This is a genomic window from Mycobacterium sp. IS-1742 (assembly GCF_001500125.1).
Classification (GTDB): Bacteria; Actinomycetota; Actinomycetes; order Mycobacteriales; family Mycobacteriaceae; genus Mycobacterium.
The window spans coordinates 222,768-246,912 of the sequence record NZ_LQIV01000034.1; the positions used below are offsets into that span (position 1 = coordinate 222,768).

Genomic DNA, 24,145 nt, shown 5'->3' on the forward strand with positions numbered 1-24,145 from the left:
TCACTGCCCGCCGTCGAGTTCGGTGAACACCTCGCGCGCCGCGCGGAATCCGTCGACACCCGCGGGCGCGCCGGCGTAGACGGTCACCTGCAGCAGCACCTCTTGGATCTCCTCGCGTGTGACACCGTTGGTCAGCGCCCCCCGGATGTGGGTGCGCAGTTCGTGGGGCCGGTTGAGCACCGAGAGCATCGCGATGTTGAGCATGCTGCGGACGGTGCGCGGCAGCCCGTCGCGGCCCCACACCGCACCCCAGCAGTACTCGGTGAGCAGATCCTGCAGCGGCTTGGCGAACTCGTCGGCGCCGGCCGTGGCGTTGCGTACGTAGGCCTCGCCGAGGACCTCGGTGCGTACCCGCCTGCCCTTGTCATAGGTGTCCTGATCCATGGGGAGTCATTGTGCGCGCCGCGGAGCGCGCCGGCCGGCATGTCGGCCCCCGCGCCTAGACTCGACGGCGTGCTCATCGGTTCCCATGTCCGCAACGACGATCCCCTGGCCGCCGCCGAGGCCGACGGCGCCGACGTGGTGCAGTTCTTCCTCGGCGACCCGCAGAGCTGGAAGAAGCCCAAACCCCGCGAGGACGCCGAGACGCTGAAGGCCTCGAGCATCCCGCTCTACGTCCACGCGCCGTACCTGATCAACGTGGCGTCGGCGAACAACCGGGTGCGGATCCCGTCGCGCAAGATCCTTCAGGACACCTGCGACGCGGCGGCCGAGGTGGGCGCCACCGCGGTGATCGTGCACGGCGGGCACGCCGACGACAAGGACATGGAGGCCGGGTTCGAGCGGTGGGTCAAGGCGCTCGACCGGCTCGAGACCACGGTGCCCGTCTACCTGGAGAACACCGCCGGCGGCGAGCACGCCATGGCCCGCTACTTCGACACCATCGGCCGGCTGTGGGACCACATCGGCGACTACGGCATCGGCTTCTGCCTCGACACCTGCCACGCCTGGGCGGCCGGCGAGGCGCTGATCGACGCCGTCTCGCGGATCAAGCGCATCACCGGGCGGATCGACCTGGTCCACTGCAACGACTCCCGCGATGCGGCGGGGTCGGGGGCCGACCGGCACGCCAACTTCGGCAACGGCCAGATCGATCCGCAACTGCTCGTCGCGGTGGTGCAGGCCGCCGATGCGCCGGTCATCTGCGAGACCTCCGACGACGGCCGCAAAGACGACATCGCCTTCCTGCGCGAGAACCTCTGAGGGTCACACTTCGATCGCGCAAACGGACGTCGAACGACGGGTAGCGGAACGGTTAACTAGGCTCAGTCGGACCAGCACCGACTCCGAAAGGCCGATGTGTCCGCGGTTGACCAGTCGTCGATTGCGCTGACGCCACCTGACGTCTCCTCGAGGAGGCGTTGGCTGACGATCGCGCGGTGGACGGCGATCGCCGTGTGGGCCGTCGTCGTGGTGTATCGCACGGCCACCGACGGTCTGGCCTTCAACCGCGAACTGGTGCTGCTCTACATCGCCACCGGACTGCTGGCCGCGAGCATCGGCCGGGGCCGCCGGATGCTGTTCGTGATCCGCGACTGGCTGCCGTTCGCGCTGGTCCTGCTGGCCTACGACCTGAGCCGCGGCGCGGCCACGCTGATCGGTAGGCCCACCCTGTGGCACTGGCAGGCCGACGCCGACCGGTGGCTCTTCTTCGGGACGATGCCGACCGTATGGCTGCAGGAGCGGCTCAAAGAGCGCACCCCACCGTGGTGGGAGATCGGCATCAGCACCGTCTACATGTCGTTCTTCATCCTCCCGTACGTGATCGCCGGCGTGCTGTGGCTGCGCAACCGCGAGGAGTGGAAGGCGTTCGTGCGGTTGTTCGTCGGCCTGAACGTCGCCGCGCTGATCGTCTACGCGTTGTTCCCGGCCGCGCCGCCGTGGGCCGCGGCGCGCTGCACGGCGGCCGACGTGGAGGGCGGTCCGTCGGATCCGCGGTGCATGTTCCGTTCCGCCCGCGGCGTGCCCGACGGCGGCGTCCTCGGCTCGATGCAGTTCAGCCAGGACGGCGCGAACCAGTGGATCGAGCGGATCGTCGGGCGCGGGTGGGGCAAGTTGAACCTGCACTCGGCGACGGCACTGCTCGACGCCGGGCAGGCGAGTGTGAACCTGGTGGCGGCCATCCCGTCGCTGCACGCCGGGATGACCGCGGCGATCGCGGCGTTCCTGTGGCACCGCGTCCACCGCGGGTGGCGTCCGGTGCTGGTCGGCTACGTGCTGGTGATGGCCTTCACGCTGGTGTACACCGCCGAGCACTACGTCGTCGACATCCTGCTGGGCTGGGCGTTCGCCGCGGTCGCGGTGGTCGCGCTCAACCGCTACGACGCCTGGCGCAGGTCGAGGGCCGCGGCCGAGCGTCTCGACGGCAGTCCGGACCGGGTGACCTCCCATCCGGAAGGGGACCAGGTCGCGGCGGTTCCGGTCGAGCACCGGGCTGCCGTGGGAGAACTCGACCCGCGCTGAGCGTATTACAGGTCTTGTGCGGTTGTCGACGTAGGTGTAACACTGCGGGTATGGCCGTCAATGTCTCGCGCCCCGCATCCGCGGGCACGCACCTCGTCACCAACCAGGTCCCGCCGCTGGAGGACCACAACCCGGCGGCCTCGCCGGTGCTCACCGAGGCGCTCATCCGCGAGGGCGGGGAGTGGGGCCTCGACGAGGTCACCGAGTTGGGCGCGCTCTCGGGAAGCGCCCGGGCCCAGCGCTGGGGCGAACTCGCCGACCGCAACCGGCCCGTGCTGCACACCCATGACCGCGTCGGCCACCGCATCGACGAGGTCGAATTCGACCCCGCCTATCACGAGCTGATGACGGTCGCGGTCGAACACGGGCTACACGCCGCGCCGTGGGCGGACGACCGCGCCGGGGCGCACGTCGTGCGCGCGGCCAAGACGTCGGTGTGGACACCCGAACCCGGACACATCTGCCCGATCTCGATGACCTACGCCGTCGTCCCCGCGCTGCGCGTCAACCCCGATCTCGCCGCGGTCTACAAACCGCTACTGACCAGCCGGGTCTACGACCCCGAACTCAAGGTGCCCGCCACCAAGGCCGGCATCACCGCGGGAATGTCGATGACCGAGAAGCAGGGCGGCTCCGACGTGCGGGCGGGCACCACGCAGGCGGTGCCCAACGGCGACGGCACCTACTCGCTGACCGGCCACAAGTGGTTCACCTCGGCGCCGATGTGCGACATCTTCCTGGTGCTCGCGCAGGCTCCCGGCGGTCTGTCGTGCTTCTTCCTGCCGCGCATCCTGCCGGATGGAACACGCAACCGGATGTTCCTGCAGCGCCTCAAGGACAAGCTCGGCAACCACGCCAACGCCTCGAGCGAGGTCGAATACGACGGCGCGACGGCGTGGCTGGTCGGCGAGGAGGGCCGCGGCGTGCCGACCATCATCGAGATGGTCAACCTGACGCGACTCGACTGCACGCTGGGGTCGGCGACCAGCATGCGCAGCGGGCTCACCCGGGCGATCCACCACGCCCAGCACCGCAAGGCCTTCGGCGAGTACCTCATCGACCAACCGCTGATGCGCAACGTCCTGGCCGACCTGGCCGTCGAGGCCGAGGCCGCCACCATGGTCGCGATGCGGATGGCCGGCGCCACCGACCGTGCGGTGCGCGGCGACTCCCGCGAAGCGCTGCTGCGCCGCATCGGCCTGGCCGCCGCGAAGTACTGGGTGTGCAAACGCGCGACCCCGCACGCGGCCGAGGCGATGGAATGCCTGGGCGGCAACGGCTACGTCGAGGACTCGGGCATGCCGCGGCTCTACCGGGAGGCGCCGCTGATGGGCATCTGGGAGGGGTCCGGAAACGTCAGCGCGCTGGATACGTTGCGCGCCATGGCAACCCGCCCGGAGAGCGTCGAGGTGCTGTTCGACGAGCTCGCCCAGACCGCCGGTCAGGACGCCCGGCTCGACGCGCACGTCGACGCGCTGCGCCCGGCGCTCGACGACCTCGCGACCGTCCAGTACCGCGCCCGCAAGGTGGCCGAGGACATCTGCCTCGCGCTGCAGGGCGCGCTGCTGGTCCGGCACGGGCACCCCGCAGTCGCCGAGGCGTTCCTGGCCACCCGGATGGGCGGGCAGTGGGGTGGCGCGTTCGGCACGCTGCCCGTCGGCCTGGACCTCGCGCCGATCCTCGAGCGCGCGCTGGTGAAGGGATGACGGGGTCACGCCTCCGCCGCGAAACAGCATTCCCTGTCGTCAAGACGCGCGCTTCGCAGCAGGGAATGCTGTTTCGGCGCACTAGGGTGACCCGATGACGCACGCGATACGGCCCGTCGACTTCGACGACCTCAAGACCATGACCTACGAGGTCACCGACCGCATCGCCCGGATCACGTTCAACCGGCCCGAGAAGGGCAACGCGATCGTCGCGGACACGCCGCTGGAACTGTCGGCCCTGGTCGAACGCGCCGATCTCGACCCGAACGTCCACGTGATCCTGGTGTCCGGCCGGGGGGAGGGTTTCTGCGCCGGATTCGACCTGTCCGCCTACGCCGAAGGGTCGTCGTCGGCCGGCGGGGGCAGCCCGTACCGCGACACGGTGCTCTCCGGTAAGACCCAGGCGGTCAACCACCTGCCGGACCAGCCGTGGGATCCGATGATCGACTACCAGATGATGAGCCGCTTCGTCCGCGGCTTCTCCAGCCTGCTGCACTGCGACAAGCCGACGGTGGTCAAGATCCACGGCTACTGCGTGGCCGGCGGCACCGACATCGCCCTGCACGCCGACCAGGTGATCGCCGCCGCGGACGCCAAGATCGGTTACCCGCCCACCCGGGTCTGGGGTGTGCCCGCCGCCGGCATGTGGGCCCACCGGCTCGGCGACCAGCGCGCCAAACGCCTTCTGCTGACCGGGGATTGCCTCACCGGCCGCCAGGCCGCCGAATGGGGTCTGGCCGTCGAGGCGCCCGAACCCGAGGACCTCGACGAACGCACCGAACGCCTCGTCGAGCGCATCGCCGCTGTCCCGATCAACCAGCTGATCATGGTCAAACTCGCGATGAACTCGGCGCTGCTCCAGCAGGGCGTGGCCACCAGCCGCATGGTGAGCACGGTGTTCGACGGCATCGCGCGGCACACGCCCGAGGGGCACGCGTTCGTCGCGCAGTCTCGCGAACACGGCTTTCGCGAGGCGGTCCGGCAGCGTGACGAACCGTTCGGCGACCACGGCCGTCGAGCGTCCGGGGTGTGACCGTGCGGTTGACGGCGCGTTCGGTGGTGCTGTCGGTCCTGCTCGGCGCGCATCCGGCCTGGGCCACGGCCGGCGAATTGATCCGTCTGACCGCCGATTTCGGCCTGCGCGAACAGACCGTGCGGGTGGCGCTGACGCGGATGGTGAGCGCGGGTGACCTGGTCCGCTCCGCGGACGGCTACCGGCTCTCCGATCGGCTGCTGGCCCGGCAGCGCCGGCAGGACGACGCGATCAACCCGCGGGTGCGTCCATGGGACGGAACCTGGACCACGCTGGTGATCACCAGCATCGGGACCGACGCCCGCACCCGCGCCGCCATGCGCAACACGTTGCAGGACAACCGTTTCGGCGAACTGCGCGAAGGAGTGTGGCTGCGGCCGCACAATCTGGACGCGACGGTGCCCGACGACATCGCCGACCGCGTGCGCGTGCTGCACGCCCGCGACGACGATCCGCACAGCCTGACGGGCCGGCTCTGGGACCTGCCCGGCTGGGCCGACCGGGGCCGTCGGCTGCTCGACGACATGGCCGCCGCGCACGACGTCCCGGCCCGGTTCGTCACCGCCGCCGCGATCGTCCGGCACCTGCTCACCGATCCCGTGCTGCCGGCCGAACTGCTGCCCGACACCTGGCCCGGTGACGAACTCCGCAGGGCCTACACCGCTTTCGCCGCCGAACTCGTCGAGCGGCGCGATGCCCAACTGATGGAGGCGACATGACAGGACCCGTCCGCGTCGACCGCAACGGTGCGGTGACCACCGTCATCCTCGACCGGCCCGACGCCCGCAACGCCGTCAACCGGCCCACCGCCGAGGCGCTCTACGAAGCCTTCGACGACTTCGACCGCGACGACTCGGCAGCGGTCGCGGTGCTGTGGGGCGATCACGGGACGTTCTGCGCCGGCGCCGATCTCAAGGCGTTCGGCACCCCGGACGCCAACGCCGTGCACCGCAGCGGGCCGGGACCGATGGGGCCGACGCGCATGGTGCTGTCCAAACCGGTGATCGCGGCGGTCAGCGGCTACGCCGTCGCCGGTGGACTCGAACTCGCGCTGTGGTGCGATCTGCGGGTCGTCGAGGAGGACGCGGTGCTCGGGGTGTTCTGCCGCCGCTGGGGCGTCCCGCTGATCGACGGCGGCACCGTGCGGCTGCCCCGGCTGATCGGGCAGAGCCGGGCGATGGACCTGATCCTCACCGGCCGCGCCGTCGACGCCGCCGAGGCCCACGCGATCGGCCTGGCCAACCGCGTCGTCCCGAAGGGTCAGGCCCGGCGGCAGGCCGAGGAGTTGGCGGCCGAGATCGCCCGGTTCCCGCAGCAGTGCATGCGCGCCGACCGGCTCTCGGCGCTGGGGCAGTGGGGGTTGCCGGAGGCCGAGGCGATCGACCGGGAGTTCGCCAGCATCTCGCGGGTCAAACACGAGGCGCTCGAGGGCGCGGGGCGCTTCGCCGCCGGCGCGGGCCGCCACGGCGCGACCGCGTGACTCAGCCCTTGGTGATCTTGTTGTTCGAGCCGAGATCGTCGATCTTGGGGTCGCCGTCGGCGTAGGTGATCGTGTTGTTGAGCCCCACGACGGTGATCTCCTTGTCGACGCGCTCGAAGGAGATGGTGTTGTCGGTGCCACCGATGTTGACGTTCGCGCACGTCCCGGTCACCGTCAGCTTGTTGTTCGATCCGCCGACGTTGAGCGCCTTGCCGTCGGCGCAGTCGACGTCCGCGGTGGTGCCGACCGAGCCGTAGTTGATCGTGTTGCCGATCTCCACCTGCGCGCCCGACGAGCCCGCCGTCGCGGTCGGGGTGTTCGTGTCGCCGCTCTCCGAGCCGCACCCGGCCAGCGCGAACGCGGCCGCCGCCGCCAGGGCCACGAACCCGGTACGGACCACGGGGCAGGCGGACATGGCTTCTCGCTTTCCGGTCATTCGGACGGTCAGGCCGGCACCTTGTTGATCCGGTTGGTCATGCCCAGTTCACGGCCGCGGTCCCAGATGATGGGGTCGCCGTTCTTGTACATCACGGTCTGATCCCAGCCGTAGACGGTGATGTCGTTGATCACGTTGTCGGCCACCACGAGGTTGCCCGACCCCTGCATCGTCACCGCGTAACAGGTGCCGAGCGCGTAGATCTGGTTGTTGTTGCCGTTGATGTGCAGGGTGGCGTTGCGGCAGTCGATGGTCTGAGCCGTCCCGGTGCTGGTGATGTGGGTGTCGCCGTTCTCGGCGTGCGCGCTCGGGGCCCCCACCACCGCCGCGGCGAACAACACGGCGGCTCCGGCCGCCACACAACCGATCGATCGCACCGTCGGATCCCTTCGTCGCGCCCACTCGATATGAGCAGCGTACGTGGCCCCGCTCACCACCGCGGCAGGCTTCTGTGAGTTCGCTGTTTGCACAGGTCGCTGAACACGGGATGGCTGGGTACCCTCTCTCGGTGATGGGTCGTCGTGTCAGCGTTGTTGCGGGTTGGACCGCTGCGGCGATCGCCGCGGTGGTGACCGCCGCAGGTTGTGCGCACGAGGTCACCGGCACCGCGGCACCCGTCCGCACCGGCGTCGCGCCCGACCCCGACCGCGATTACGGATACGTCGACAACCGCTGCGGGCTGCTCGAGGACTCCACGGTCTCGGAGACCCTGGCCGCCGACGAGGTGGTCCGGCCCTACAGCGGTGCGGTGTGCCAGTACGTCCTCATGCGTGACGAGGTCATGGTCGACGTCACCTTCTCCTGGTTCGACAGGGGCAACCTCGGGCGGGAACGCTCGCTGGCCGTCGAACGGGGCGCCGAGGTCACCGACACCGACATCGAACGTCACCCCGCCTTCCTGGCCCGCCGCGACAGCACCGGGCCGGGATGCGCGGCGACCGCGGCGGCCGGACAGGGTGTGCTCAGCTGGTGGGTGCAGTACCGGGGCCGGCAGTCCGGCGACCCGTGCGTGGACGCGGAGAAGTTGTTGTCGGCCACTCTTTCGGCGGATCTGTGATGAAGCGGCTCATCCTCGGCATCTCGGCGGCGGCGGCGCTGCTTCTGTCCGGCTGCGGCGGCGCCGACGAACAGGCACCCACCCCGCCGGCCGGCCCGTCCGCCGGATCCTTCCGCAGCGACGGGTGCAACGGCGTGACCGACGAGGACGTCACCAAGGCGGCGGAGTCGACGGTGTTCAAGAAGGTCGTCGACAGCGACGCCGGCTGCTTCTGGCAGGAGGACACCATGCTCGGCACGTTCGGCGCCGGGATGGGAATCTCGACCTGGTGGTACCGCGGCAGCGACATGGACGTCGAACGGGAGCTCGAACAGCAGGCGGGCCGCAAGATCACCGAACTGTCGGTCGACGGCAACAAGGGTTTCAAGGCCGCCGACACCAACGCCTGCAGTATCTATGTGGCCAAGGGCGGCGACGTGATCACCTGGTCGATCCAGACCATGAACCCCGACATGCTCCCCGATCTGTGCTCGATCACCGAACGCCTCGCCCAACTCAGCCAGCAACGGGTGAACTGAGCCGCCGTAGGGTTAGAGTCTCCGCCGACCGCAATTCGATCGGTGACAGACGAAGGGTGGGAAGGACATGCCGGCTCAACCGGACCCGCGGACGGCGGGCGGTCGGGCGCGTGCTGCCGCCAAGACCACCCGGCTGAGCCGCGACGCGATCGTCAACGCCGCCCTGACGTTCCTGGACCGCGAGGGCTGGGACGCGCTGACCATCAACGCGCTGGCCACCCAGCTCGGCACCAAGGGGCCGTCGCTGTACAACCACGTGCACAGCCTCGACGATCTGCGGCGCACCGTGCGGATGCGGGTGGTCGGCGACATCATCGGCATGCTCACCACCGTCGCGCAGGGCCGCACCCGCGACGATGCGGTGATGGCGATGGCCAGCTCCTACCGCAGCTACGCCCACCACCACCCGGGCCGGTACTCCGCATTCACCCGGATGCCGCTGGGCGGGGACGACCCGGAATTCACCGACGCCACCCGCGCCGCGGCCACCCCGGTGATCGAGGTGCTGGCCTCCTACGGCCTCGACGGCGAGGAAGCGTTCTACGCCGCGCTGGAGTTCTGGTCGGCCATGCACGGGTTCGTGCTGCTGGAGATGACCGGGGTGATGAACGGCATCGACACCGACGCGGTGTTCACCGACATGGTCCTGCGCCTGGCCTCCGGTATGGAACGCCGCTCCGGCGGCGTGGGCGCTGACCTGCACTAAGCGCCGGTCAGCGCGCTGCGCGTCCCGCGTGGAACGACTTTTGGAGCGACGGGGCCATCCTGGTATTGTGGGGGATCGTGCCTGGCCGTCGAGGCGCATGCGACGGGGTGACAACCAGACAGCATGCCCACATGCCGGGCAAATTCGCATGTCTACCACGCAGCGGAATTGCTTCGAGGTGTGCGCGTGCGACACGCCCGGACGCGGGGGACGCGAACGGGCCGAAACAGCAGTACAGAGACTTGAGCAGCACCGAAGCAGTACAGAGCAGCACCACAGACGACAAGCATCACCCGAAAGCAACACAGAAAGCCGGTACATGCCAACCATCAACCAGCTGGTCCGCAAGGGTCGCCGCGACAAGATCGCCAAGGTGAAGACCGCGGCCCTCAAGGGCAGCCCGCAGCGCCGCGGCGTGTGCACCCGCGTGTACACGACCACCCCGAAGAAGCCGAACTCGGCGCTTCGGAAGGTCGCGCGCGTGAAGCTGACCAGCCAGGTCGAGGTGACCGCATACATCCCCGGTGAGGGCCACAACCTGCAGGAGCACTCGATGGTGCTGGTGCGCGGTGGTCGTGTGAAGGACCTCCCCGGTGTGCGTTACAAGATCATCCGCGGTTCGCTCGACACCCAGGGCGTCAAGAACCGCAAGCAAGCGCGCAGCCGCTACGGCGCCAAGAAGGAGAAGAGCTGATGCCGCGCAAGGGCCCCGCACCCAAGCGTCCGCTGGTCAACGACCCGGTCTACGGGTCCCAGCTGGTCACCCAGCTGGTCAACAAAGTGCTGCTGGACGGGAAGAAATCGCTGGCCGAACGCATTGTCTATGGTGCGCTCGAACAGGCCCGTGACAAGACGGGCACCGATCCGGTGGTCACCCTGAAGCGCGCTCTCGACAACGTCAAGCCCGCCCTCGAGGTGCGCAGCCGCCGCGTCGGTGGCGCCACCTATCAGGTGCCGGTCGAGGTTCGTCCCGATCGCTCCGTGACGCTGGCCCTGCGGTGGCTGGTGAGCTTCTCGAAGGCGCGTCGGGAGAAGACCATGGTCGAGCGGCTGGCCAACGAGATCCTCGATGCCAGCAATGGCCTGGGTGCCGCCGTCAAACGGCGTGAGGACACCCACAAGATGGCCGAGGCCAACCGCGCCTTCGCGCACTACCGCTGGTGATCTTCGGCCGGCGGCAGCAAGCGGCCGGCGTGTGCGGTATCGGCTGACAACAGCAATCGAGCAAGCGAGAGTGGGAAGACTTCTGTGGCACAGAAGGACGTGTTGACCGACCTGAACAAGGTCCGCAACATCGGCATCATGGCGCACATCGACGCCGGTAAGACGACGACGACCGAGCGCATCCTGTATTACACGGGTGTCAACTACAAGATCGGTGAGACGCACGACGGTGCATCGACCACCGACTGGATGGAACAGGAGCAGGAGCGCGGCATCACCATCACCTCCGCCGCGGTGACCTGCTTCTGGAACGACAACCAGATCAACATCATCGACACCCCCGGGCACGTCGACTTCACCGTCGAGGTGGAGCGCAGCCTCCGTGTGCTCGACGGCGCCGTTGCCGTGTTCGACGGCAAAGAGGGCGTCGAGCCGCAGTCCGAGCAGGTCTGGCGTCAGGCCGACAAGTACGACGTGCCGCGCATCTGCTTCGTCAACAAGATGGACAAGCTGGGCGCGGACTTCTACTTCACCGTGCGCACCATCGAGGAGCGCCTCGGCGCGACCCCGCTGGTCATCCAGCTGCCGATCGGCGCCGAGAACGACTTCATCGGCATCATCGACCTGGTCGAGATGAAGGCCAAGGTCTGGCGCGGTGAGACCGCCCTCGGCGAGAAGTACGAGGTCGAGGACATCCCTGCCGATCTCGCCGACAAGGCCGACGAGTACCGCACCAAGCTGCTCGAGGCGGTCGCCGAGACCGACGAGGCGCTGCTGGAGAAGTACTTCGGTGGGGAAGAGCTCACGATCGACGAGATCAAGGGCGCGATCCGCAAGCTGACGGTCAACTCCGAGCTGTACCCGGTGCTGTGCGGCAGCGCGTTCAAGAACAAGGGTGTGCAGCCCATGCTCGACGCGGTCGTCGACTACCTGCCCTCACCGCTGGACGTCGAGTCCGTGCAGGGCCACGTGCCCAACAAAGAGGACGAGGTCATCACCCGCAAGCCGTCGGTCGACGAGCCCTTCTCGGCGCTGGCGTTCAAGATCGCGGTGCACCCGTTCTTCGGCAAGCTGACCTACGTCCGCGTCTACTCCGGCACCGTCGAGTCCGGTTCGCAGGTCATCAACTCCACCAAGGGCAAGAAGGAGCGGCTGGGCAAGCTGTTCCAGATGCACGCCAACAAGGAGAACCCTGTCGAGCGTGCGTCGGCCGGCCACATCTACGCGGTCATCGGCCTCAAGGACACCACCACCGGTGACACCCTGAGCGACGCGAACCAGCAGATCGTGCTCGAGTCGATGACCTTCCCCGATCCGGTGATCGAGGTGGCCATCGAGCCCAAGACCAAGAGCGACCAGGAGAAGCTCGGCACGGCGATCCAGAAGCTGGCCGAAGAGGATCCCACGTTCAAGGTGCACCTGGACCAGGAGACCGGCCAGACCGTCATCGGCGGCATGGGCGAGCTCCATCTCGACATCCTCGTCGACCGCATGCGTCGCGAGTTCAAGGTCGAGGCCAACGTCGGCAAGCCCCAGGTGGCCTACCGCGAGACCATCAAGCGCAAGGTCGAGAAGGTCGAGTTCACCCACAAGAAGCAGACGGGTGGCTCCGGCCAGTTCGCGAAGGTGCTCATCGACCTCGAGCCGTTCAGCGGCGAGGACGGTGCCACCTACGAGTTCGAGAACAAGGTCACCGGTGGCCGCATCCCGCGCGAGTACATCCCGTCGGTGGATGCCGGTGCGCAGGACGCCATGCAGTACGGCGTGCTCGCCGGCTACCCGCTGGTGAACATCAAGGTGACCCTGCTCGACGGCGCCTACCACGAGGTCGACTCGTCGGAGATGGCGTTCAAGGTCGCCGGTTCGCAGGTCTTGAAGAAGGCCGCGCAGGCGGCTCAGCCGGTGATCCTCGAGCCGATCATGGCCGTCGAGGTGACCACACCCGAGGACTACATGGGTGAGGTGATCGGCGATTTGAACTCCCGCCGTGGTCAGATCCAGGCCATGGAGGAGCGGGCCGGTGCGCGCGTCGTCAAGGCGCAAGTGCCGCTGTCGGAGATGTTCGGCTACGTCGGCGACCTTCGGTCGAAGACCCAGGGCCGGGCGAACTACTCCATGGTGTTCGACTCGTACGCCGAGGTTCCGGCGAACGTGTCGAAGGAGATCATCGCGAAGGCGACGGGTCAGTAACCGTCTCTTCACGGACCACAACTGAACAAACCAACCTGCTGTAACAAGCACCAACAAGTCCAGGAGGACACAGAAGTGGCGAAGGCGAAGTTCGAGCGGACGAAGCCGCACGTCAACATCGGGACCATCGGTCACGTTGACCACGGCAAGACCACGCTGACCGCAGCAATCACCAAGGTTCTGCACGACAAGTACCCCGAGTTGAACGAGTCGCGCGCATTCGACCAGATCGACAATGCGCCTGAGGAGCGTCAGCGCGGCATCACGATCAACATCTCCCACGTGGAGTACCAGACCGAGAAGCGTCACTACGCGCACGTCGACGCCCCCGGTCACGCTGACTACATCAAGAACATGATCACCGGTGCCGCCCAGATGGACGGCGCGATCCTGGTGGTCGCCGCCACCGACGGCCCCATGCCGCAGACCCGTGAGCACGTGCTGCTGGCCCGCCAGGTCGGCGTCCCCTACATCCTGGTGGCGCTGAACAAGGCCGACGCGGTCGACGACGAGGAGCTCATCGAGCTCGTCGAGATGGAGGTCCGCGAACTGCTGGCCGCCCAGGACTTCGACGAGGACGCCCCGGTCGTGCGCGTCTCGGCGCTCAAGGCGCTCGAGGGCGACGAGAAGTGGGTCAAGTCCGTCGAGGACCTCATGGACGCCGTCGACGAGTCGATCCCGGACCCGGTCCGCGACACCGACCGTCCGTTCCTGATGCCCGTCGAGGACGTCTTCACGATCACCGGCCGCGGCACCGTGGTCACCGGTCGTGTGGAGCGCGGCGTGGTCAACGTGAACGAGGAAGTCGAGATCGTCGGCATCCGCCCCGGCACCACCAAGACCACGGTCACCGGTGTCGAGATGTTCCGCAAGCTGCTCGACCAGGGCCAGGCCGGTGACAACGTCGGTCTGCTGCTGCGCGGTATCAAGCGTGAGGACGTCGAGCGCGGCCAGGTCGTGGTCAAGCCCGGCACCACCACCCCGCACACCGAGTTCGACGGCCAGGTCTACATCCTGTCCAAGGACGAGGGCGGCCGCCACACGCCGTTCTTCAACAACTACCGTCCGCAGTTCTACTTCCGGACCACGGACGTGACCGGCGTGGTGACGCTGCCCGAGGGCACCGAGATGGTGATGCCCGGTGACAACACCGACATCTCCGTCAAGCTGATCCAGCCCGTGGCCATGGACGAGGGCCTGCGGTTCGCCATCCGTGAGGGTGGCCGTACCGTCGGCGCCGGCCGCGTGACGAAGATCCACAAGTAAGACCAGTACGCCGAAGCGGCGCTCACCTTCGGGTGGGCGCCGTTTCGCGTTCCCGGGGCAGGCGCGTAACGCGGACGGGCGCCGGTCCGATGATCTTCGCAGTGGCCGTGTGTGGGCCGGGAAGGTTGGGGTTTTTCGTGTTTCGTCGTCTTCATGCATTGGCCGGTGCCGTCGCACTCGGTGGCGCCGCGCTGATCGGGTTGGCCGGCACCGCGAACGCCCAGCCACAGTGCCCCGACGTCCACTGGATCGGCGCCGCCGGATCCGGTGAGCGTGGCGCCGAGGTGTCGATGAACGACGGCATGGGCCGCGTCATCTCCCGTTCCCGCGCCGACCTGCAGCAGTTCGTCCAGAGTGACGGCCGCACCATGACCGCCGAAGCCGTCGTGTACCCGGCGACCGAGGTGCCCGAGGACGGCGGGATCCTCGACTGGGCCGGCTTCATCAGCAGCGTCGACGCCGGCACCGCCGCGCTGGCCAACCAGTACGCGACGTTCGTGCAGCAGTGCCCGACCAGCAAGGTGGTGCTGGCCGGATACTCCCAGGGCGCCATGGTCGTCCACCGCAACCTGCACACCCTCGGCGCCAGCCCCAACTTCGCCGGCGCGCTGCTGATCGCCGACGGCGACCGGCTGCCGACCGACCCCACCTACAACCTCGGTTCGGTCACCGCGGTCCCCGGCGCCGGGAAGGGCGTCGCCCAGGACTGGCCGATCCTGGCGCACGCACCCGCGCCGCTGCCGCCGCACGTCGGTGCCCGCACGATCAGCGTCTGCGAACTGGGCGACGCGGTCTGCGACTACGACCCCGACGCCGAAGAGGTGACGGCCACGGGCGTGGCCGTCCACACCAGCTACGCCCGGGCGACCGGTGGCGGATACACCTGGACAGCACCGCTCTATCAGCTGCTCGGCCCGGCGGCGGCCGCCGAACCCGTCGACACCGTCACCGTTGCGGCGGGCTGAGATTCTCGGGCTGTTCGCCACGCCTGCAGGCACCTTCACCGGCTAGTCTGTGTTCGCCCGCGCGACCCACAGGAGCATGGCCATGTCGACCTTCTGGCGCTACATCCGCATCCAGCTCTTCGTGCTGCTGTGCGGCATCGTCGGTCCGATCTTCCTCGCCATCTACTTCATGACCGGGCCGGACCCGATGCTGGAGTGGATGTTCTGGACGGGTCTGCTCATCACCGCCGCGGACGTGCTGATCGCCCTGGGCATCACCGCGTTCGGCGCCCACTCGGCCGCGAAGACCGCCGAACTCGAGGCGCGTGGTGTGCTGGCGCTCGCGCAGATCACCGGGATCCATGAGACGAACACCCGGATCAACGAACAGCCGCTGGTGAAACTCGACCTGTCCATCACCGGCCCGGGCCTGACACCGTTCACCGCCCAGGACCGGGTGGTGGCCTCGGTGTCCCGCCTGCCGATGATCACCAACCGCACACTCGTCGCGATCGTCGACCCGACCACCAACGAGTATCAGATCGACTGGGAGAGAAGCGCTCTGGTGGGGGGTCTGATGCCTGCGACGTTCACCGTGTCCGAGGACAACCACACCTACGACCTCACCGGGCAGTCCGGTCCGCTGCTGGAGATCCTGCAGATCCTCAAGACGCACGGCATCGGGATGAACAACATGGTGGACCTGCGCGCGAATCCGTCCGCGCGGCAACAGGTCCAGGCCATCGTCCGGCGGGCCGCCGCACAGCAGATGCCCGCGCCCGCGACCATGGCGCCGCCCGCCCCGGGCGGCGCGCCGACGGGTCCGTCGACCGCACAGCGTCTGCAGGAACTCGAGACGCTGCGCGCGACGGGCGCCATCACCGACGCCGAGTACGCGGCGAAACGTCAGCAGATCATCGAAGCCCTGTAGTCAGGGACCCGGCACCACCAGCACCGGTCGGTGCGCCCCGCGCAACGTCGCGCGGGCGACGCTGCCGAGCAGAACCTGGCGGATCGCGGACTGGCCGCGCGAACCCACCACGATCGCCGCGGCCCTGCGGTGTGCGGCCAGACCGGTCAACGCGTCGGCGACGGCGTGTTCCTTGGCTCCCGACGGCGCGTCGATGTGTTCGGTGGCGACACCCTCGGGCGGCGCCTCGGTGACACCCTGCCCGATCGACGCCACGACGATCTCGCGGCCGGGAAAGAGATGCTGGGCGGCCGCCAGCGCGGTCCTGGCGCCACCGGACCCGTCCCAACCGACGACGACGGGACCGTCGGCCAGCGCGTCGTACTCGTCGGCCAGCATGGGTGCCGGTGCGACCAGCGTGGGCCGCGATGCGTAGTGCACGGCCGTGTCCGACACGCTGCCCATCAGTGCCTGGGCGCCGCCGAGCCCGCGCGAGCCGACCAGCAGGACGTCCGCCGACACCTGCTCGGCCAGCTGCGCGAGCACCAAACCCTCACCGCCCCATGACCTTTTGACCAGCGGTTCGGCGTCCAGGCCGGCGGCCCGGGCCAGGGTGGTGCCGGTGGCCGCGATGCGCTGGGCTTCGCGTTCGCCTTCCTGTTCCGTGCGCTCGACGAGTTCGTTGGCGCTGCCGACGATGGCCCGCAGGCGCCGGCGCACCGGCTCGCTGGCGAACGGCGGCGTCCAGAGCTGCGCCACCCAGGCGTGGGCCTGCGGCAGCAGTGTGCCCCCCACTTCGATCGCGGCGGTGGCGGCCGGTGAGCCGTCGTATCCGATGAGCACGCCGAGCGCCATGGGACCTCCCTCGATTTCGACCGATCGTATGCGTCGGAGGCGCGGCGGTCACGCACCGTTCCTAGAACACGTTCCAGTTCTGCTGTTAGCCTGTCGGCAGTCTGATCGAAAGGAGCGTCGGTGAGCGCAGTTGAGGGCCCGCTGGCCGGTCGGGTCGCGTTGATCACCGGGGCCGCCCGGGGCCAGGGACGCGCACACGCCGTCCGCCTCGCCACCGAGGGCGCCGACATCATCGCGATCGACATCTGCGCTCCGGTGCACGAGACCATCACCTATCCCGCCGCCACGGCCGAGGACCTCGCCGAGACGGTCCGCGCGGTCGAGTCGACGGGACGCAAGGTGCTCGCCCGTGAGGTCGACGTCCGGGACCTCGCCGCGCTCGAGCAGGTGGTCGCCGACGGCGTCGAACAGTTCGGCCGGCTCGACATCCTGGTGGCCAACGCCGGCGTGCTCAGTTGGGGCCGGCTGTGGGAGATGTCGGAAGACCAGTGGGACGCCGTCATCGAGGTCAACCTCAACGGCACGTGGAAGACCATCCGCGCCGTGGTGCCCGCGATGATCGAAGCGGGCAACGGCGGGTCGATCATCATCGTGAGTTCCTCGGCGGGCCTCAAGGCGACCCCGGGCAACGGCCACTACGCGGCGTCCAAGCACGGCCTGACGGCGCTGACGAACGGGTTGGCGCTCGAGGCCGGGGAGTACGGCATCCGGGTCAACTCCATCCACCCGTACTCCATCGACACCCCGATGATCGAGCGCGACGCGATGATGGAGATCTTCGCCAAGCATCCGAGCTACCTGCACAGCTTCGCGCCCATGCCGCTGCACCGGGTGGACAAGGACGGCAAGAAGGGCCTGCAGGAGTTCATGACGGCAGAAGAGGTCGCCGACGTGGTGGCCTGGCTGGCCGGTGACGGGTCGGCCACGCTGTCCGGCAGCCAGATCGCCGTCGACCGCGGCGTGATGAAGTACTGAGCTAAGACCGAGCCGCCAGTACGTCCGCGAATAGCGAGACGGCCCAATCGATTTCGGCGGCGGTGATGACCAGCGGCGGGGCGAATCGCAACGTCGAGCCGTGGGTGTCCTTGACCAGCACCCCGCGTTCGGCCAGGGCGAGACTGATCTGCTTACCGGTACCCAGCGCCGGGTCGACGTCGACACCGGCCCACAGCCCCTTGCCGCGCACCGCCACGACACCGCCTCCGACGAGGTCCCCCAGCCGTGCGTGCAGATGCTCGCCGAGTTCTGCTGCGCGGGCTTGGAATTCACCGGTGCGCAGGAGGTCGATCACCGTCGAGCCGACCGCGGCCGCCAGTGGGTTGCCGCCGAAGGTGGAGCCGTGCTCGCCGGGATGCAGCACGCCCAGCACGTCGCGGTCGCCCACCACGGCCGACAGGGGGAGGACGCCACCGCCCAGCGCCTTGCCGAGCAGGTACAGATCGGGCACCACGCCCCAGTGGTCGCACGCGAATGTGCGCCCGGTGCGCGCGAGGCCCGATTGGATCTCGTCGGCGATCAGCAGCACACCCCGTTCGGTGCAGACGCGGCGCACTCTCGGCAGGTAATCGTCGGGCGGGACGACGATCCCGGCCTCACCTTGGATCGGTTCCAGCAGCACCGCGACGGTGTGGTCGTCGACGGCGGCGGCCAGTGCGTCGGCGTCACCGAACGGCACGGCGCGGAAACCCGGTGTGTACGGGCCGAAACCGCGGCGCGCGCAGTCGTCGTCGGAGAAACTGATGATCGTGGTGGTGCGGCCGTGGAAGTTGTTGCGCGCCACGATGATGGTGCCCAGGCCGGCGGGTACGCCCTTGACGTCGGTGCCCCATTTGCGGGCCACCTTGATGCCGCTCTCGACGGCCTCGGCGCCGCTGTTCATCGGCAACACCATGTCCTTGCCGCACAGCCCGGCCAGCGCCTGGCAGAACGGGGCCAGCCGGTCGGAGTGGAAGGCGCGGCTGACCAGCGTGACGGCGTCGAGTTGGGCGTGGGCGGCGTCGATGATCCGCGGGTGGCGGTGGCCGAAGTTCACCGCGGAGTACGCGGCCAGGCAGTCGAGGTAGCGCCGCCCCTCCACGTCGGTGATCCAGGCGCCCTCCGCGGTGGCGGCCACCACCGGCAGCGGGGAGTAGTTGTGCGCGACGTGGCGGCGATCGGCGGCGATCACCGCGTCGGTAGCGGTCCTGTGATCGGCGACGGTCATGGATGCACCTCCAGCGTGCAGCATTTGACGGAACCGCCGCCCTTGAGCAGTTCGGACAGGTCGACGCCGACGGGGTCGAAGCCCGCCGCCCGCAGTTGCCCGGCGAAGCCGGTCGCCGCGGCGGGCAGCACGACGTTGCGGCCGTCGGAGACCGCGTTGAGGCCGAGGACGTGGGCATCGGCGGCGCCGACCTCGATCGCGTCGGGGAACAGGGCCCGCAGGAGCGCGACCGAGGCGCTGTCGAAGGCCGGCGGGTGGAACGCGACCGTCGTGTCGTCGAGCACGGCGAGTGCGGTGTCGAGGTGGTAGAACCGCGGGTCGACGAGTTCGAGGCTGACGACGGGCAGGCCGACCGCCGCTCCGATCTCGTGATGCGCCCGGATGTCGGTGCGAAAACCGTGTCCGGCCAACAGGACCCGCCCTGCGAGAAGAAGATCGCCCTGGCCCTCGTTGACGTGCTCGGTGCGCACCGGGACGTAGCCGTGGCGGGTCATCCATTCGGCGTAGGCGGGCTCTTCGGCGGCGCGCTGCGGGTGGGCGAACCGGGCGACCACCGCGTGACCGCCGACGAGAAGTCCGCCGTTGGCCGTATAGACCATGTCGGGGAGGCCGGCGATTGGCTCGAGCAGTTCCACGGTGTGGCCGAGTTCCTTGTAGGTGCGGCGCAGGGTGTCCCACTGGTCCATGGCGCGGTGGGTGTCGACCGTCGCGGTGGGATCCATCCACGGGTTGATCGCGTATTCGACGGCGAAGAAGGTCGGCGGGGTCATCGCATAGTGGCGGACCCGCGGCGTGCGGGTGACCGGGAACGGCATGGATCGACGATAGGTGGGCGTTCACATGCAAACAATCGCCGGATATTGCGCGTTGAGGCACGATCTGTTGTGCTGAGGCCGTCTCAGTGGTGATTTGTTGCGCGGGAGGGTCATGGACCGGCTGGACCACATCGATGAACGCATCCTGGCCGAACTCAACGAGCATGCGCGCGCCACGTTCGCCGAGATCGGTCAGCGGGTCAACCTGTCGGCGCCCGCGGTCAAGCGCCGGGTGGACCGGATGCTCGACGACGGTGTGATCCGCGGCTTCACCACCGTCGTGGACCGTAACGCGCTGGGCTGGAACACCGAGGCCTACGTGCTGGTGTTCTGCCACGGAACCATTGCGCCGGAACGACTTCGGGCGGCGTGGGTGGACATCCCGGAGGTGGTCAGCGCGGCGACGGTCACCGGCACCGCCGACGCCGTGCTGCACGTGCTCGCCCGCGATATGCGCCACCTCGAGGAGGCACTGGAACGCATCCGTTCCAGCGCCGACATCGAGCGCAGCGAGAGCATCGTGGTGCTGTCGAACCTCATCGAGCGCGCGCTGCCCTGAGTTACCCGAATCACAGGGTGGCGTACCGATCCGGCGACCCATCGTGTACAACCACCACGTGAGCACTTCAGGTGGCATCGTCATCGTCGGCGGCGGTCTGGCAGCGGCCCGCACCGCCGAGCAGCTGCGGCGTTCCGAGTATTCCGGCCCGGTCACCATCGTCAGCGACGAGGACCATCTGCCGTACGACCGGCCGCCGCTGTCCAAGGAAGTGCTGCGCAGCGAGACCGACGACGTCACGCTCAAGCCCGCCGAGTTCTACCAGGAGAACGACATCACCGTGCTGCTCGGCGCCGGTGCGGCCACCCTGGACACCGAGGGCCGAACGCTCACGCTGACCGACGGTCGCGAGATCGGTTACGAGGAACTGGTGATCGCGACCGGGCTGGTGCCCAAGCGGATCCCGTCGTTTCCCGATCTGCCCGGTATCCACGTCCTGCGCAACTTCAACGAGAGCCTCAAGCTGCGCGAGGAGGCCGGCTCGGCGCGGCGTGCGGTGGTGATCGGCGCCGGGTTCATCGGCTGCGAGGTCGCCGCGAGCCTGCGCAAACTCGGCGTCGAGGTGGCGCTGGTCGAACCGCAGCCCGCGCCGCTGGCGTCGGTGCTCGGTCAGCAGATCGGCGAACTGGTGGCCCGGTTGCACCGCGCCGAAGGAGTCGACGTGCGCTGCGGTGTCGGAGTCGCCGAGGTCAAGGGGCAGGACCGGGTGCAGTCGGTCGTCCTGTCCGACGGCGCGGAGGTCGAGGCCGACCTCGTCGTCGTCGGAATCGGCTCACGGCCGGCCACCGACTGGCTCGACGGCAGCGGCATCACGCTGGACAACGGCGTGGTGTGCGACGCCGAGGGCCGCTCCAGCGCACCGCACGTGTGGGCGATCGGCGACGTCGCGTCGTGGCTCGACACCGTCGGCAACCAAGTGCGCGTGGAACATTGGAGCAACGTCGCCGACCAGGCGCGGGTACTGGTGCCCGCGATGCTCGGTCAGGACGTCCCGGGCGTGGTCTCGGTGCCGTACTTCTGGAGCGACCAGTACGACGTGAAGATCCAGTGCCTCGGCGAGCCGGAGGCCGACGACACCGTGCACATCGTCGAGGACGACGGCCGCAAGTTCCTGGCGTACTACGAACGCGACGGCGTGGTGGCCGGCGTGGTCGGCGGCGGGATGCCCGGCAAGGTGATGAAGACCCGTAACAAGATCGCCAAAGGCGCGCCGATCGGCGACGTGCTCTAGAACTCGCCGAGGTAGAACCGGGCGCCCTGGTCGTCGACGCATTCGGCCATCACGCCGTAGGGCTGGCGACTGGGCTCCTGCACCACCGAACCGCCCGCCTCCCGGACCCGCCGCACCGCATCGTCGATGTCGGCAACCGTCCACATCGGTATGGTCGACGACCCCGCGCTGCCGCCGGCGATCCCCGTCATCGGCCGGGCGTTCTCGACCTGCCAGCCGTCGTCGACCCGGCCCGACTCGAAGGTCCAGGACAGCACCCGGCCGTAGAACGCCCGGAACACCGCCGAGTCGGCCACAGTGTGGGTGATGTAGGACAGTTCGCCGGGGCCGGTGCCGTTGAGCGCGGGGCGCGGCGTCGGCCGTGAGGGCGTGAATACCGCGAACGCGCTGCCGAGCGGATCGGTGGCGTCCAATGTCGTGCCGAAGTCGTGTTCGGTTGTCGCGCCGACTGTTCCGCCCGCGGCGACGATGGCCTTCCGTGCGCCGTCGAGATCGTCGACCGCGTAGCAGCAGAACAGGGTGGCGGGTCCGTCGCCGGCGAAGATGCCGGTGGGCAGGTCGGTGTTGGTGACCTGGCGGCCGGCCGGATCGTAGGTCCACCCCAGGACCCGGCCGTAGAACGCGGCCGCCCGTTCGGCGTCGCGCGTCCACAGCGACACGTACCCGACGTCGCCGTGCCGGATCGGTGAGCCCGCCCCGGTGGCCGGCCCGGACAGCATCCAGCGGTGTCCGAACGGGTCGACGATCACCGCGGTGCGGGACCCGTGGGCCTCGTACGGTTCCCGCTGCACGCGCGCGCCCTGCCCCTGGGCCCGGCGCAACGCCGCGTCGGTGTCCGTCACCTGCAGCATCAGGCTCACCGAGACATGCTCGGCCGCAGGCGCTTTCAGCCCGAGCTCGGGAAACTCGTCGGCCAGGTAGAGCATGCCGCCGGACAGCATTAGTTCCGCGTGACCGATGCGGCCGTCGTCCATCACGATCGGTTCGCCGGCCGGTGTCGCGCCCAGCGCCTCGACGTACCAGTCGATGGCCGCTCGGGCGTCCGCGACGGCCAGGTAGGGCAGCGCGGCCGGGCGGGTGACGGCGGCCAGCGCGGTATCGGTTCCACTCATCTCGACTCCTTCGGTGTGATCGGGCAATCTGAGCGCCGACTCCAGGCGGGCGCGCAGCCGCGCCGCGAACGCCGGGTCGGGCTGGACCGGAAGCTCGTCACCGTGCAGAACCCACAGCGGGTCCGTGTGGTCGTTCACGGCGTGCCTCCTTCCGGGTAGTGCGAGCGGAAAGCGCGACGGGCCCGCACCAGCAGCGCCTCGGTGGCGTGCACCGTCCGGCCGATCAACTCGGCGCATTCGGGGACCGAGCAGCCGTCGAGGTAGCGCAGCGCGAGCACCGTCCGATGGTGTTCGGGCAGTCGCGCCAGCACGCTCTCGGCGACGATCCGGTCCAGTTCGGCGTCCCAGCCGTCGACGGGCTCACCGGGTTCGGGCACATCGGCGACCGGAACGGCGTGCCGATCGTGTCTGCGGCGGTAGTGGTCGGCCAGTTTGTGCCGCGCCACCCCGATCAGCCACGGCACGCCGATCGGCGCGGAGGTGCCCCGCCTGGCGGCGTCCATCGCCGCCAGGAAGGTCTCCGACGTCAGATCCTCGGCGGTTCCGCGGTCCGGACAGCGCCTGACGAAGTAGCCGTACACCGTCGGCAGGGCGTCGTCGTAGAGCGCCAGCAGGGCCCGCGGAGCGTCCGCACCGTCAGGTTCGCCGCTCACACCCTCATCGTCGCCGTTGCGCGCCGAACTCCGACGCCCTTGAGTGAAATTCGCTACCGGAGGGCGCGCAGGCCGTCGCGCACGGTGTCGAACGCGTCGCCGAGCGCCTGCGCCAGCGACACCGTCTCGTCGGCCAGCCACTGCTCGTAGGCCGACAACGCGACGCCGAGCATCGTCCACGCCACCGTCTGCGGCACGAGTTCGTCGGCCTTGCTTCCGATCCGGCCGGCCACGAACCGGGCGATCACGGCCCGCCAGCCGGCATACATGGTCATCGAATAGGCCTGCAGCGCATCGGTTTGCAGGATGACGCGCATCCGCTGGCGGTGCCTGGCGGTCTCCGCGGCGTCGAAGCGGTTGAACGCCAGCAGCGCGGCCCGCAGCGCCTCGTCGACCGGGACGGTGGGGTCGAGGTCGTCGAACAGGTGCCGCATGTGCTCGAGGTGCGCGTCGAAGTCGCCCCACGGAATCGCGCTCTTGGACGAGTAGTAGCGGAACAGCGTGCGCCGCGCGATCCCCGCGGCGCCGCCCAGGTCGTCGACGCTGACCTCGTCGAACCCGCGGGCGGCGAACAGTTCGAGCGCGACGTCGGTGATGTGGTCCTGGGTGGTGGAGCGACGCCGGCCCACCCGAGGGGCGGAGTCCTGCCGCATGACGACCCACCCCTTCCGTTCTGGCACTCGATGCCATATCCTAGGCGACCTAGGTCACATCTGAGTGACCCTATCCGACGAAAGGCAGTGCTCATGGAGCCCAACCAGCACGTTGAAGCCGACACCGAGATGGTCACCGAGACGCTGGTCGAAGAGGTCTCGATCGACGGGATGTGCGGGGTCTACTGACC

28 protein-coding genes are annotated in these 24,145 nt (G+C 69.0%); 19 read left to right on the forward strand and 9 right to left on the reverse strand.

Annotated elements, in window-relative coordinates; genetic code table 11:
• Complete coding sequence (locus AU196_RS18505) at window positions 1–384, reverse strand: carboxymuconolactone decarboxylase family protein (protein WP_059096519.1); 384 nt, start codon at window positions 382–384, stop codon at window positions 1–3.
• 69 nt (window positions 385–453) lie between these two features.
• Here AU196_RS18505 and AU196_RS18510 point away from each other — a divergent pair, with 69 nt between their 5' ends.
• From AU196_RS18510 to AU196_RS18535, 6 genes are all read left to right on the forward strand, one after another.
• Window positions 454–1,203: a deoxyribonuclease IV gene (locus tag AU196_RS18510; protein WP_059096520.1), complete on the forward strand. Its 750-nt coding sequence runs from the start codon at window positions 454–456 to the stop codon at window positions 1,201–1,203.
• Between the two features lie 96 nt (window positions 1,204–1,299).
• The gene (locus tag AU196_RS18515) at window positions 1,300–2,463 is read left to right on the forward strand and encodes a phosphatase PAP2 family protein (RefSeq protein ID WP_157546480.1); all 1,164 of its coding nucleotides are present in this window, start codon (window positions 1,300–1,302) and stop codon (window positions 2,461–2,463) included.
• Between the two features lie 50 nt (window positions 2,464–2,513).
• The gene (locus AU196_RS18520) at window positions 2,514–4,169 is read left to right on the forward strand and encodes an acyl-CoA dehydrogenase family protein (RefSeq protein ID WP_059096521.1); all 1,656 of its coding nucleotides are present in this window, start codon (window positions 2,514–2,516) and stop codon (window positions 4,167–4,169) included.
• A gap of 94 nt (window positions 4,170–4,263) precedes the next feature.
• Complete coding sequence (locus AU196_RS18525) at window positions 4,264–5,202, forward strand: crotonase/enoyl-CoA hydratase family protein (protein WP_059096522.1); 939 nt, start codon at window positions 4,264–4,266, stop codon at window positions 5,200–5,202.
• A 2-nt stretch (window positions 5,203–5,204) separates the two neighbouring features.
• Complete coding sequence (locus AU196_RS18530; RefSeq protein ID WP_059096656.1) at window positions 5,205–5,921, forward strand: PaaX family transcriptional regulator C-terminal domain-containing protein; 717 nt, start codon at window positions 5,205–5,207, stop codon at window positions 5,919–5,921.
• A complete protein-coding gene (locus AU196_RS18535; protein WP_059096523.1) occupies window positions 5,918–6,682 on the forward strand; it encodes a crotonase/enoyl-CoA hydratase family protein in 765 nt (254 codons plus the stop codon). The genes AU196_RS18530 and AU196_RS18535 overlap by 4 nt, the downstream gene beginning before the upstream one ends.
• 1 nt (window position 6,683) lies before the next feature.
• Here the strand turns inward: AU196_RS18535 and AU196_RS18540 are convergent, their stop codons facing one another.
• On the reverse strand, window positions 6,684–7,097 hold the full coding sequence (locus AU196_RS18540; RefSeq protein WP_059096524.1) for a DUF3060 domain-containing protein: 414 nt from the start codon (window positions 7,095–7,097) through the stop codon (window positions 6,684–6,686).
• Window positions 7,098–7,126: 29 nt separating this feature from the next.
• Window positions 7,127–7,495, reverse strand: coding sequence for a DUF3060 domain-containing protein (locus AU196_RS18545; protein ID WP_059096525.1), 369 nt, complete (start codon window positions 7,493–7,495; stop codon window positions 7,127–7,129).
• 134 nt (window positions 7,496–7,629) lie between these two features.
• Between AU196_RS18545 and AU196_RS18550 the strand changes: the two genes are divergently transcribed.
• The 9 genes from AU196_RS18550 to AU196_RS18590 all read left to right on the forward strand — a co-directional run bounded on the left by AU196_RS18550 (window position 7,630) and on the right by AU196_RS18590 (window position 15,894).
• Window positions 7,630–8,175: a DUF3558 domain-containing protein gene (locus AU196_RS18550; RefSeq protein WP_059096526.1), complete on the forward strand. Its 546-nt coding sequence runs from the start codon at window positions 7,630–7,632 to the stop codon at window positions 8,173–8,175.
• Window positions 8,175–8,693: a DUF3558 domain-containing protein gene (locus AU196_RS18555; protein WP_059096527.1), complete on the forward strand. Its 519-nt coding sequence runs from the start codon at window positions 8,175–8,177 to the stop codon at window positions 8,691–8,693. Before AU196_RS18550 ends, AU196_RS18555 begins: the two co-directional genes overlap by 1 nt.
• Window positions 8,694–8,760: 67 nt before the next feature.
• Entirely contained in the window at window positions 8,761–9,399 is a 639-nt protein-coding gene (locus tag AU196_RS18560; RefSeq protein ID WP_059096528.1) for a TetR/AcrR family transcriptional regulator, read from the forward strand.
• 319 nt (window positions 9,400–9,718) lie between these two features.
• The gene (rpsL, locus tag AU196_RS18565) at window positions 9,719–10,093 is read left to right on the forward strand and encodes a 30S ribosomal protein S12 (RefSeq protein ID WP_011558401.1); all 375 of its coding nucleotides are present in this window, start codon (window positions 9,719–9,721) and stop codon (window positions 10,091–10,093) included.
• Window positions 10,093–10,563 (forward strand): 30S ribosomal protein S7, encoded by a 471-nt coding sequence (gene rpsG / locus AU196_RS18570; protein WP_011558402.1) that lies wholly within the window; start codon window positions 10,093–10,095, stop codon window positions 10,561–10,563. The genes rpsL and rpsG overlap by 1 nt, the downstream gene beginning before the upstream one ends.
• Window positions 10,564–10,647: 84 nt before the next feature.
• Window positions 10,648–12,753 (forward strand): elongation factor G, encoded by a 2,106-nt coding sequence (gene fusA / locus AU196_RS18575; RefSeq protein ID WP_082695780.1) that lies wholly within the window; start codon window positions 10,648–10,650, stop codon window positions 12,751–12,753.
• Between the two features lie 75 nt (window positions 12,754–12,828).
• The gene (gene tuf / locus AU196_RS18580) at window positions 12,829–14,019 is read left to right on the forward strand and encodes an elongation factor Tu (protein ID WP_059096529.1); all 1,191 of its coding nucleotides are present in this window, start codon (window positions 12,829–12,831) and stop codon (window positions 14,017–14,019) included.
• Between the two features lie 89 nt (window positions 14,020–14,108).
• A complete protein-coding gene (locus tag AU196_RS18585; RefSeq protein WP_082695781.1) occupies window positions 14,109–14,984 on the forward strand; it encodes a cutinase family protein in 876 nt (291 codons plus the stop codon).
• An 82-nt stretch (window positions 14,985–15,066) separates the two neighbouring features.
• Window positions 15,067–15,894: an SHOCT domain-containing protein gene (locus tag AU196_RS18590; protein ID WP_059096659.1), complete on the forward strand. Its 828-nt coding sequence runs from the start codon at window positions 15,067–15,069 to the stop codon at window positions 15,892–15,894.
• Here AU196_RS18590 and AU196_RS18595 read toward each other — a convergent pair whose 3' ends face one another.
• Window positions 15,895–16,728, reverse strand: a complete 834-nt coding sequence (locus tag AU196_RS18595; RefSeq protein ID WP_059096530.1) for a universal stress protein — start codon at window positions 16,726–16,728, stop codon at window positions 15,895–15,897.
• Between the two features lie 120 nt (window positions 16,729–16,848).
• On the opposite strand from AU196_RS18595, the gene AU196_RS18600 reads away from it, so the two are divergent.
• On the forward strand, window positions 16,849–17,703 hold the full coding sequence (locus AU196_RS18600) for a mycofactocin-coupled SDR family oxidoreductase (protein WP_082695782.1): 855 nt from the start codon (window positions 16,849–16,851) through the stop codon (window positions 17,701–17,703).
• Between the two features lies 1 nt (window position 17,704).
• Here AU196_RS18600 and rocD read toward each other — a convergent pair whose 3' ends face one another.
• Complete coding sequence (gene rocD / locus AU196_RS18605) at window positions 17,705–18,931, reverse strand: ornithine--oxo-acid transaminase (RefSeq protein WP_059096531.1); 1,227 nt, start codon at window positions 18,929–18,931, stop codon at window positions 17,705–17,707.
• On the reverse strand, window positions 18,928–19,746 hold the full coding sequence (gene ddaH, locus AU196_RS18610; RefSeq protein ID WP_059096532.1) for a dimethylargininase: 819 nt from the start codon (window positions 19,744–19,746) through the stop codon (window positions 18,928–18,930). Before ddaH ends, rocD begins: the two co-directional genes overlap by 4 nt.
• Window positions 19,747–19,858: 112 nt before the next feature.
• Here ddaH and AU196_RS18615 point away from each other — a divergent pair, with 112 nt between their 5' ends.
• Window positions 19,859–20,305 (forward strand): Rv2324 family transcriptional regulator, encoded by a 447-nt coding sequence (locus tag AU196_RS18615; RefSeq protein WP_059096533.1) that lies wholly within the window; start codon window positions 19,859–19,861, stop codon window positions 20,303–20,305.
• Window positions 20,306–20,333: 28 nt separating this feature from the next.
• Complete coding sequence (locus AU196_RS18620) at window positions 20,334–21,536, forward strand: NAD(P)/FAD-dependent oxidoreductase (RefSeq protein ID WP_197415842.1); 1,203 nt, start codon at window positions 20,334–20,336, stop codon at window positions 21,534–21,536.
• Here the strand turns inward: AU196_RS18620 and AU196_RS18625 are convergent.
• From AU196_RS18625 to mftR, 3 genes are read right to left on the reverse strand one after another with little or no spacing between them, the layout of a single operon-like run.
• Window positions 21,533–22,786, reverse strand: coding sequence for a VOC family protein (locus tag AU196_RS18625; RefSeq protein WP_059096535.1), 1,254 nt, complete (start codon window positions 22,784–22,786; stop codon window positions 21,533–21,535). The genes AU196_RS18620 and AU196_RS18625 overlap by 4 nt on opposite strands.
• Complete coding sequence (locus tag AU196_RS18630; protein WP_059096536.1) at window positions 22,783–23,301, reverse strand: RNA polymerase sigma factor; 519 nt, start codon at window positions 23,299–23,301, stop codon at window positions 22,783–22,785. The genes AU196_RS18625 and AU196_RS18630 overlap by 4 nt, the downstream gene beginning before the upstream one ends.
• A gap of 53 nt (window positions 23,302–23,354) precedes the next feature.
• Window positions 23,355–23,954, reverse strand: coding sequence for a mycofactocin system transcriptional regulator MftR (mftR, locus tag AU196_RS18635; protein ID WP_059096537.1), 600 nt, complete (start codon window positions 23,952–23,954; stop codon window positions 23,355–23,357).
• A 93-nt stretch (window positions 23,955–24,047) separates the two neighbouring features.
• Between mftR and mftA the strand changes: the two genes are divergently transcribed.
• Window positions 24,048–24,143, forward strand: coding sequence for a mycofactocin precursor MftA (gene mftA / locus AU196_RS25280; RefSeq protein WP_082695783.1), 96 nt, complete (start codon window positions 24,048–24,050; stop codon window positions 24,141–24,143).
• The last annotated feature ends 2 nt before the right edge of the window (window positions 24,144–24,145 follow it).

Bases quoted from the DNA above. Each gene is read 5' to 3' on its own strand.
- AU196_RS18555 (WP_059096527.1), top strand. From the start codon at position 8,175: ATGAAGCGGCTCATCCTCGGCATCTCGGCGGCGGCGGCGCTGCTTCTG.
- AU196_RS18540 (WP_059096524.1), bottom strand. From the start codon at position 7,097: ATGTCCGCCTGCCCCGTGGTCCGTACCGGGTTCGTGGCCCTGGCGGCG.
- AU196_RS18615 (WP_059096533.1), top strand. From the start codon at position 19,859: ATGGACCGGCTGGACCACATCGATGAACGCATCCTGGCCGAACTCAAC.
- AU196_RS18520 (WP_059096521.1), top strand. From the start codon at position 2,514: ATGGCCGTCAATGTCTCGCGCCCCGCATCCGCGGGCACGCACCTCGTC.
- AU196_RS18585 (WP_082695781.1), top strand. From the start codon at position 14,109: ATGATCTTCGCAGTGGCCGTGTGTGGGCCGGGAAGGTTGGGGTTTTTC.
- rpsG (WP_011558402.1), top strand. From the start codon at position 10,093: ATGCCGCGCAAGGGCCCCGCACCCAAGCGTCCGCTGGTCAACGACCCG.
- rocD (WP_059096531.1), bottom strand. From the start codon at position 18,931: ATGACCGTCGCCGATCACAGGACCGCTACCGACGCGGTGATCGCCGCC.
- AU196_RS18535 (WP_059096523.1), top strand. From the start codon at position 5,918: ATGACAGGACCCGTCCGCGTCGACCGCAACGGTGCGGTGACCACCGTC.
- rpsL (WP_011558401.1), top strand. From the start codon at position 9,719: ATGCCAACCATCAACCAGCTGGTCCGCAAGGGTCGCCGCGACAAGATC.
- AU196_RS18505 (WP_059096519.1), bottom strand. From the start codon at position 384: ATGGATCAGGACACCTATGACAAGGGCAGGCGGGTACGCACCGAGGTC.
- AU196_RS18525 (WP_059096522.1), top strand. From the start codon at position 4,264: ATGACGCACGCGATACGGCCCGTCGACTTCGACGACCTCAAGACCATG.
- AU196_RS18595 (WP_059096530.1), bottom strand. From the start codon at position 16,728: ATGGCGCTCGGCGTGCTCATCGGATACGACGGCTCACCGGCCGCCACC.
- AU196_RS18560 (WP_059096528.1), top strand. From the start codon at position 8,761: ATGCCGGCTCAACCGGACCCGCGGACGGCGGGCGGTCGGGCGCGTGCT.
- mftR (WP_059096537.1), bottom strand. From the start codon at position 23,954: ATGCGGCAGGACTCCGCCCCTCGGGTGGGCCGGCGTCGCTCCACCACC.
- ddaH (WP_059096532.1), bottom strand. From the start codon at position 19,746: ATGCCGTTCCCGGTCACCCGCACGCCGCGGGTCCGCCACTATGCGATG.
- AU196_RS18590 (WP_059096659.1), top strand. From the start codon at position 15,067: ATGTCGACCTTCTGGCGCTACATCCGCATCCAGCTCTTCGTGCTGCTG.
- mftA (WP_082695783.1), top strand. From the start codon at position 24,048: ATGGAGCCCAACCAGCACGTTGAAGCCGACACCGAGATGGTCACCGAG.
- AU196_RS18550 (WP_059096526.1), top strand. From the start codon at position 7,630: ATGGGTCGTCGTGTCAGCGTTGTTGCGGGTTGGACCGCTGCGGCGATC.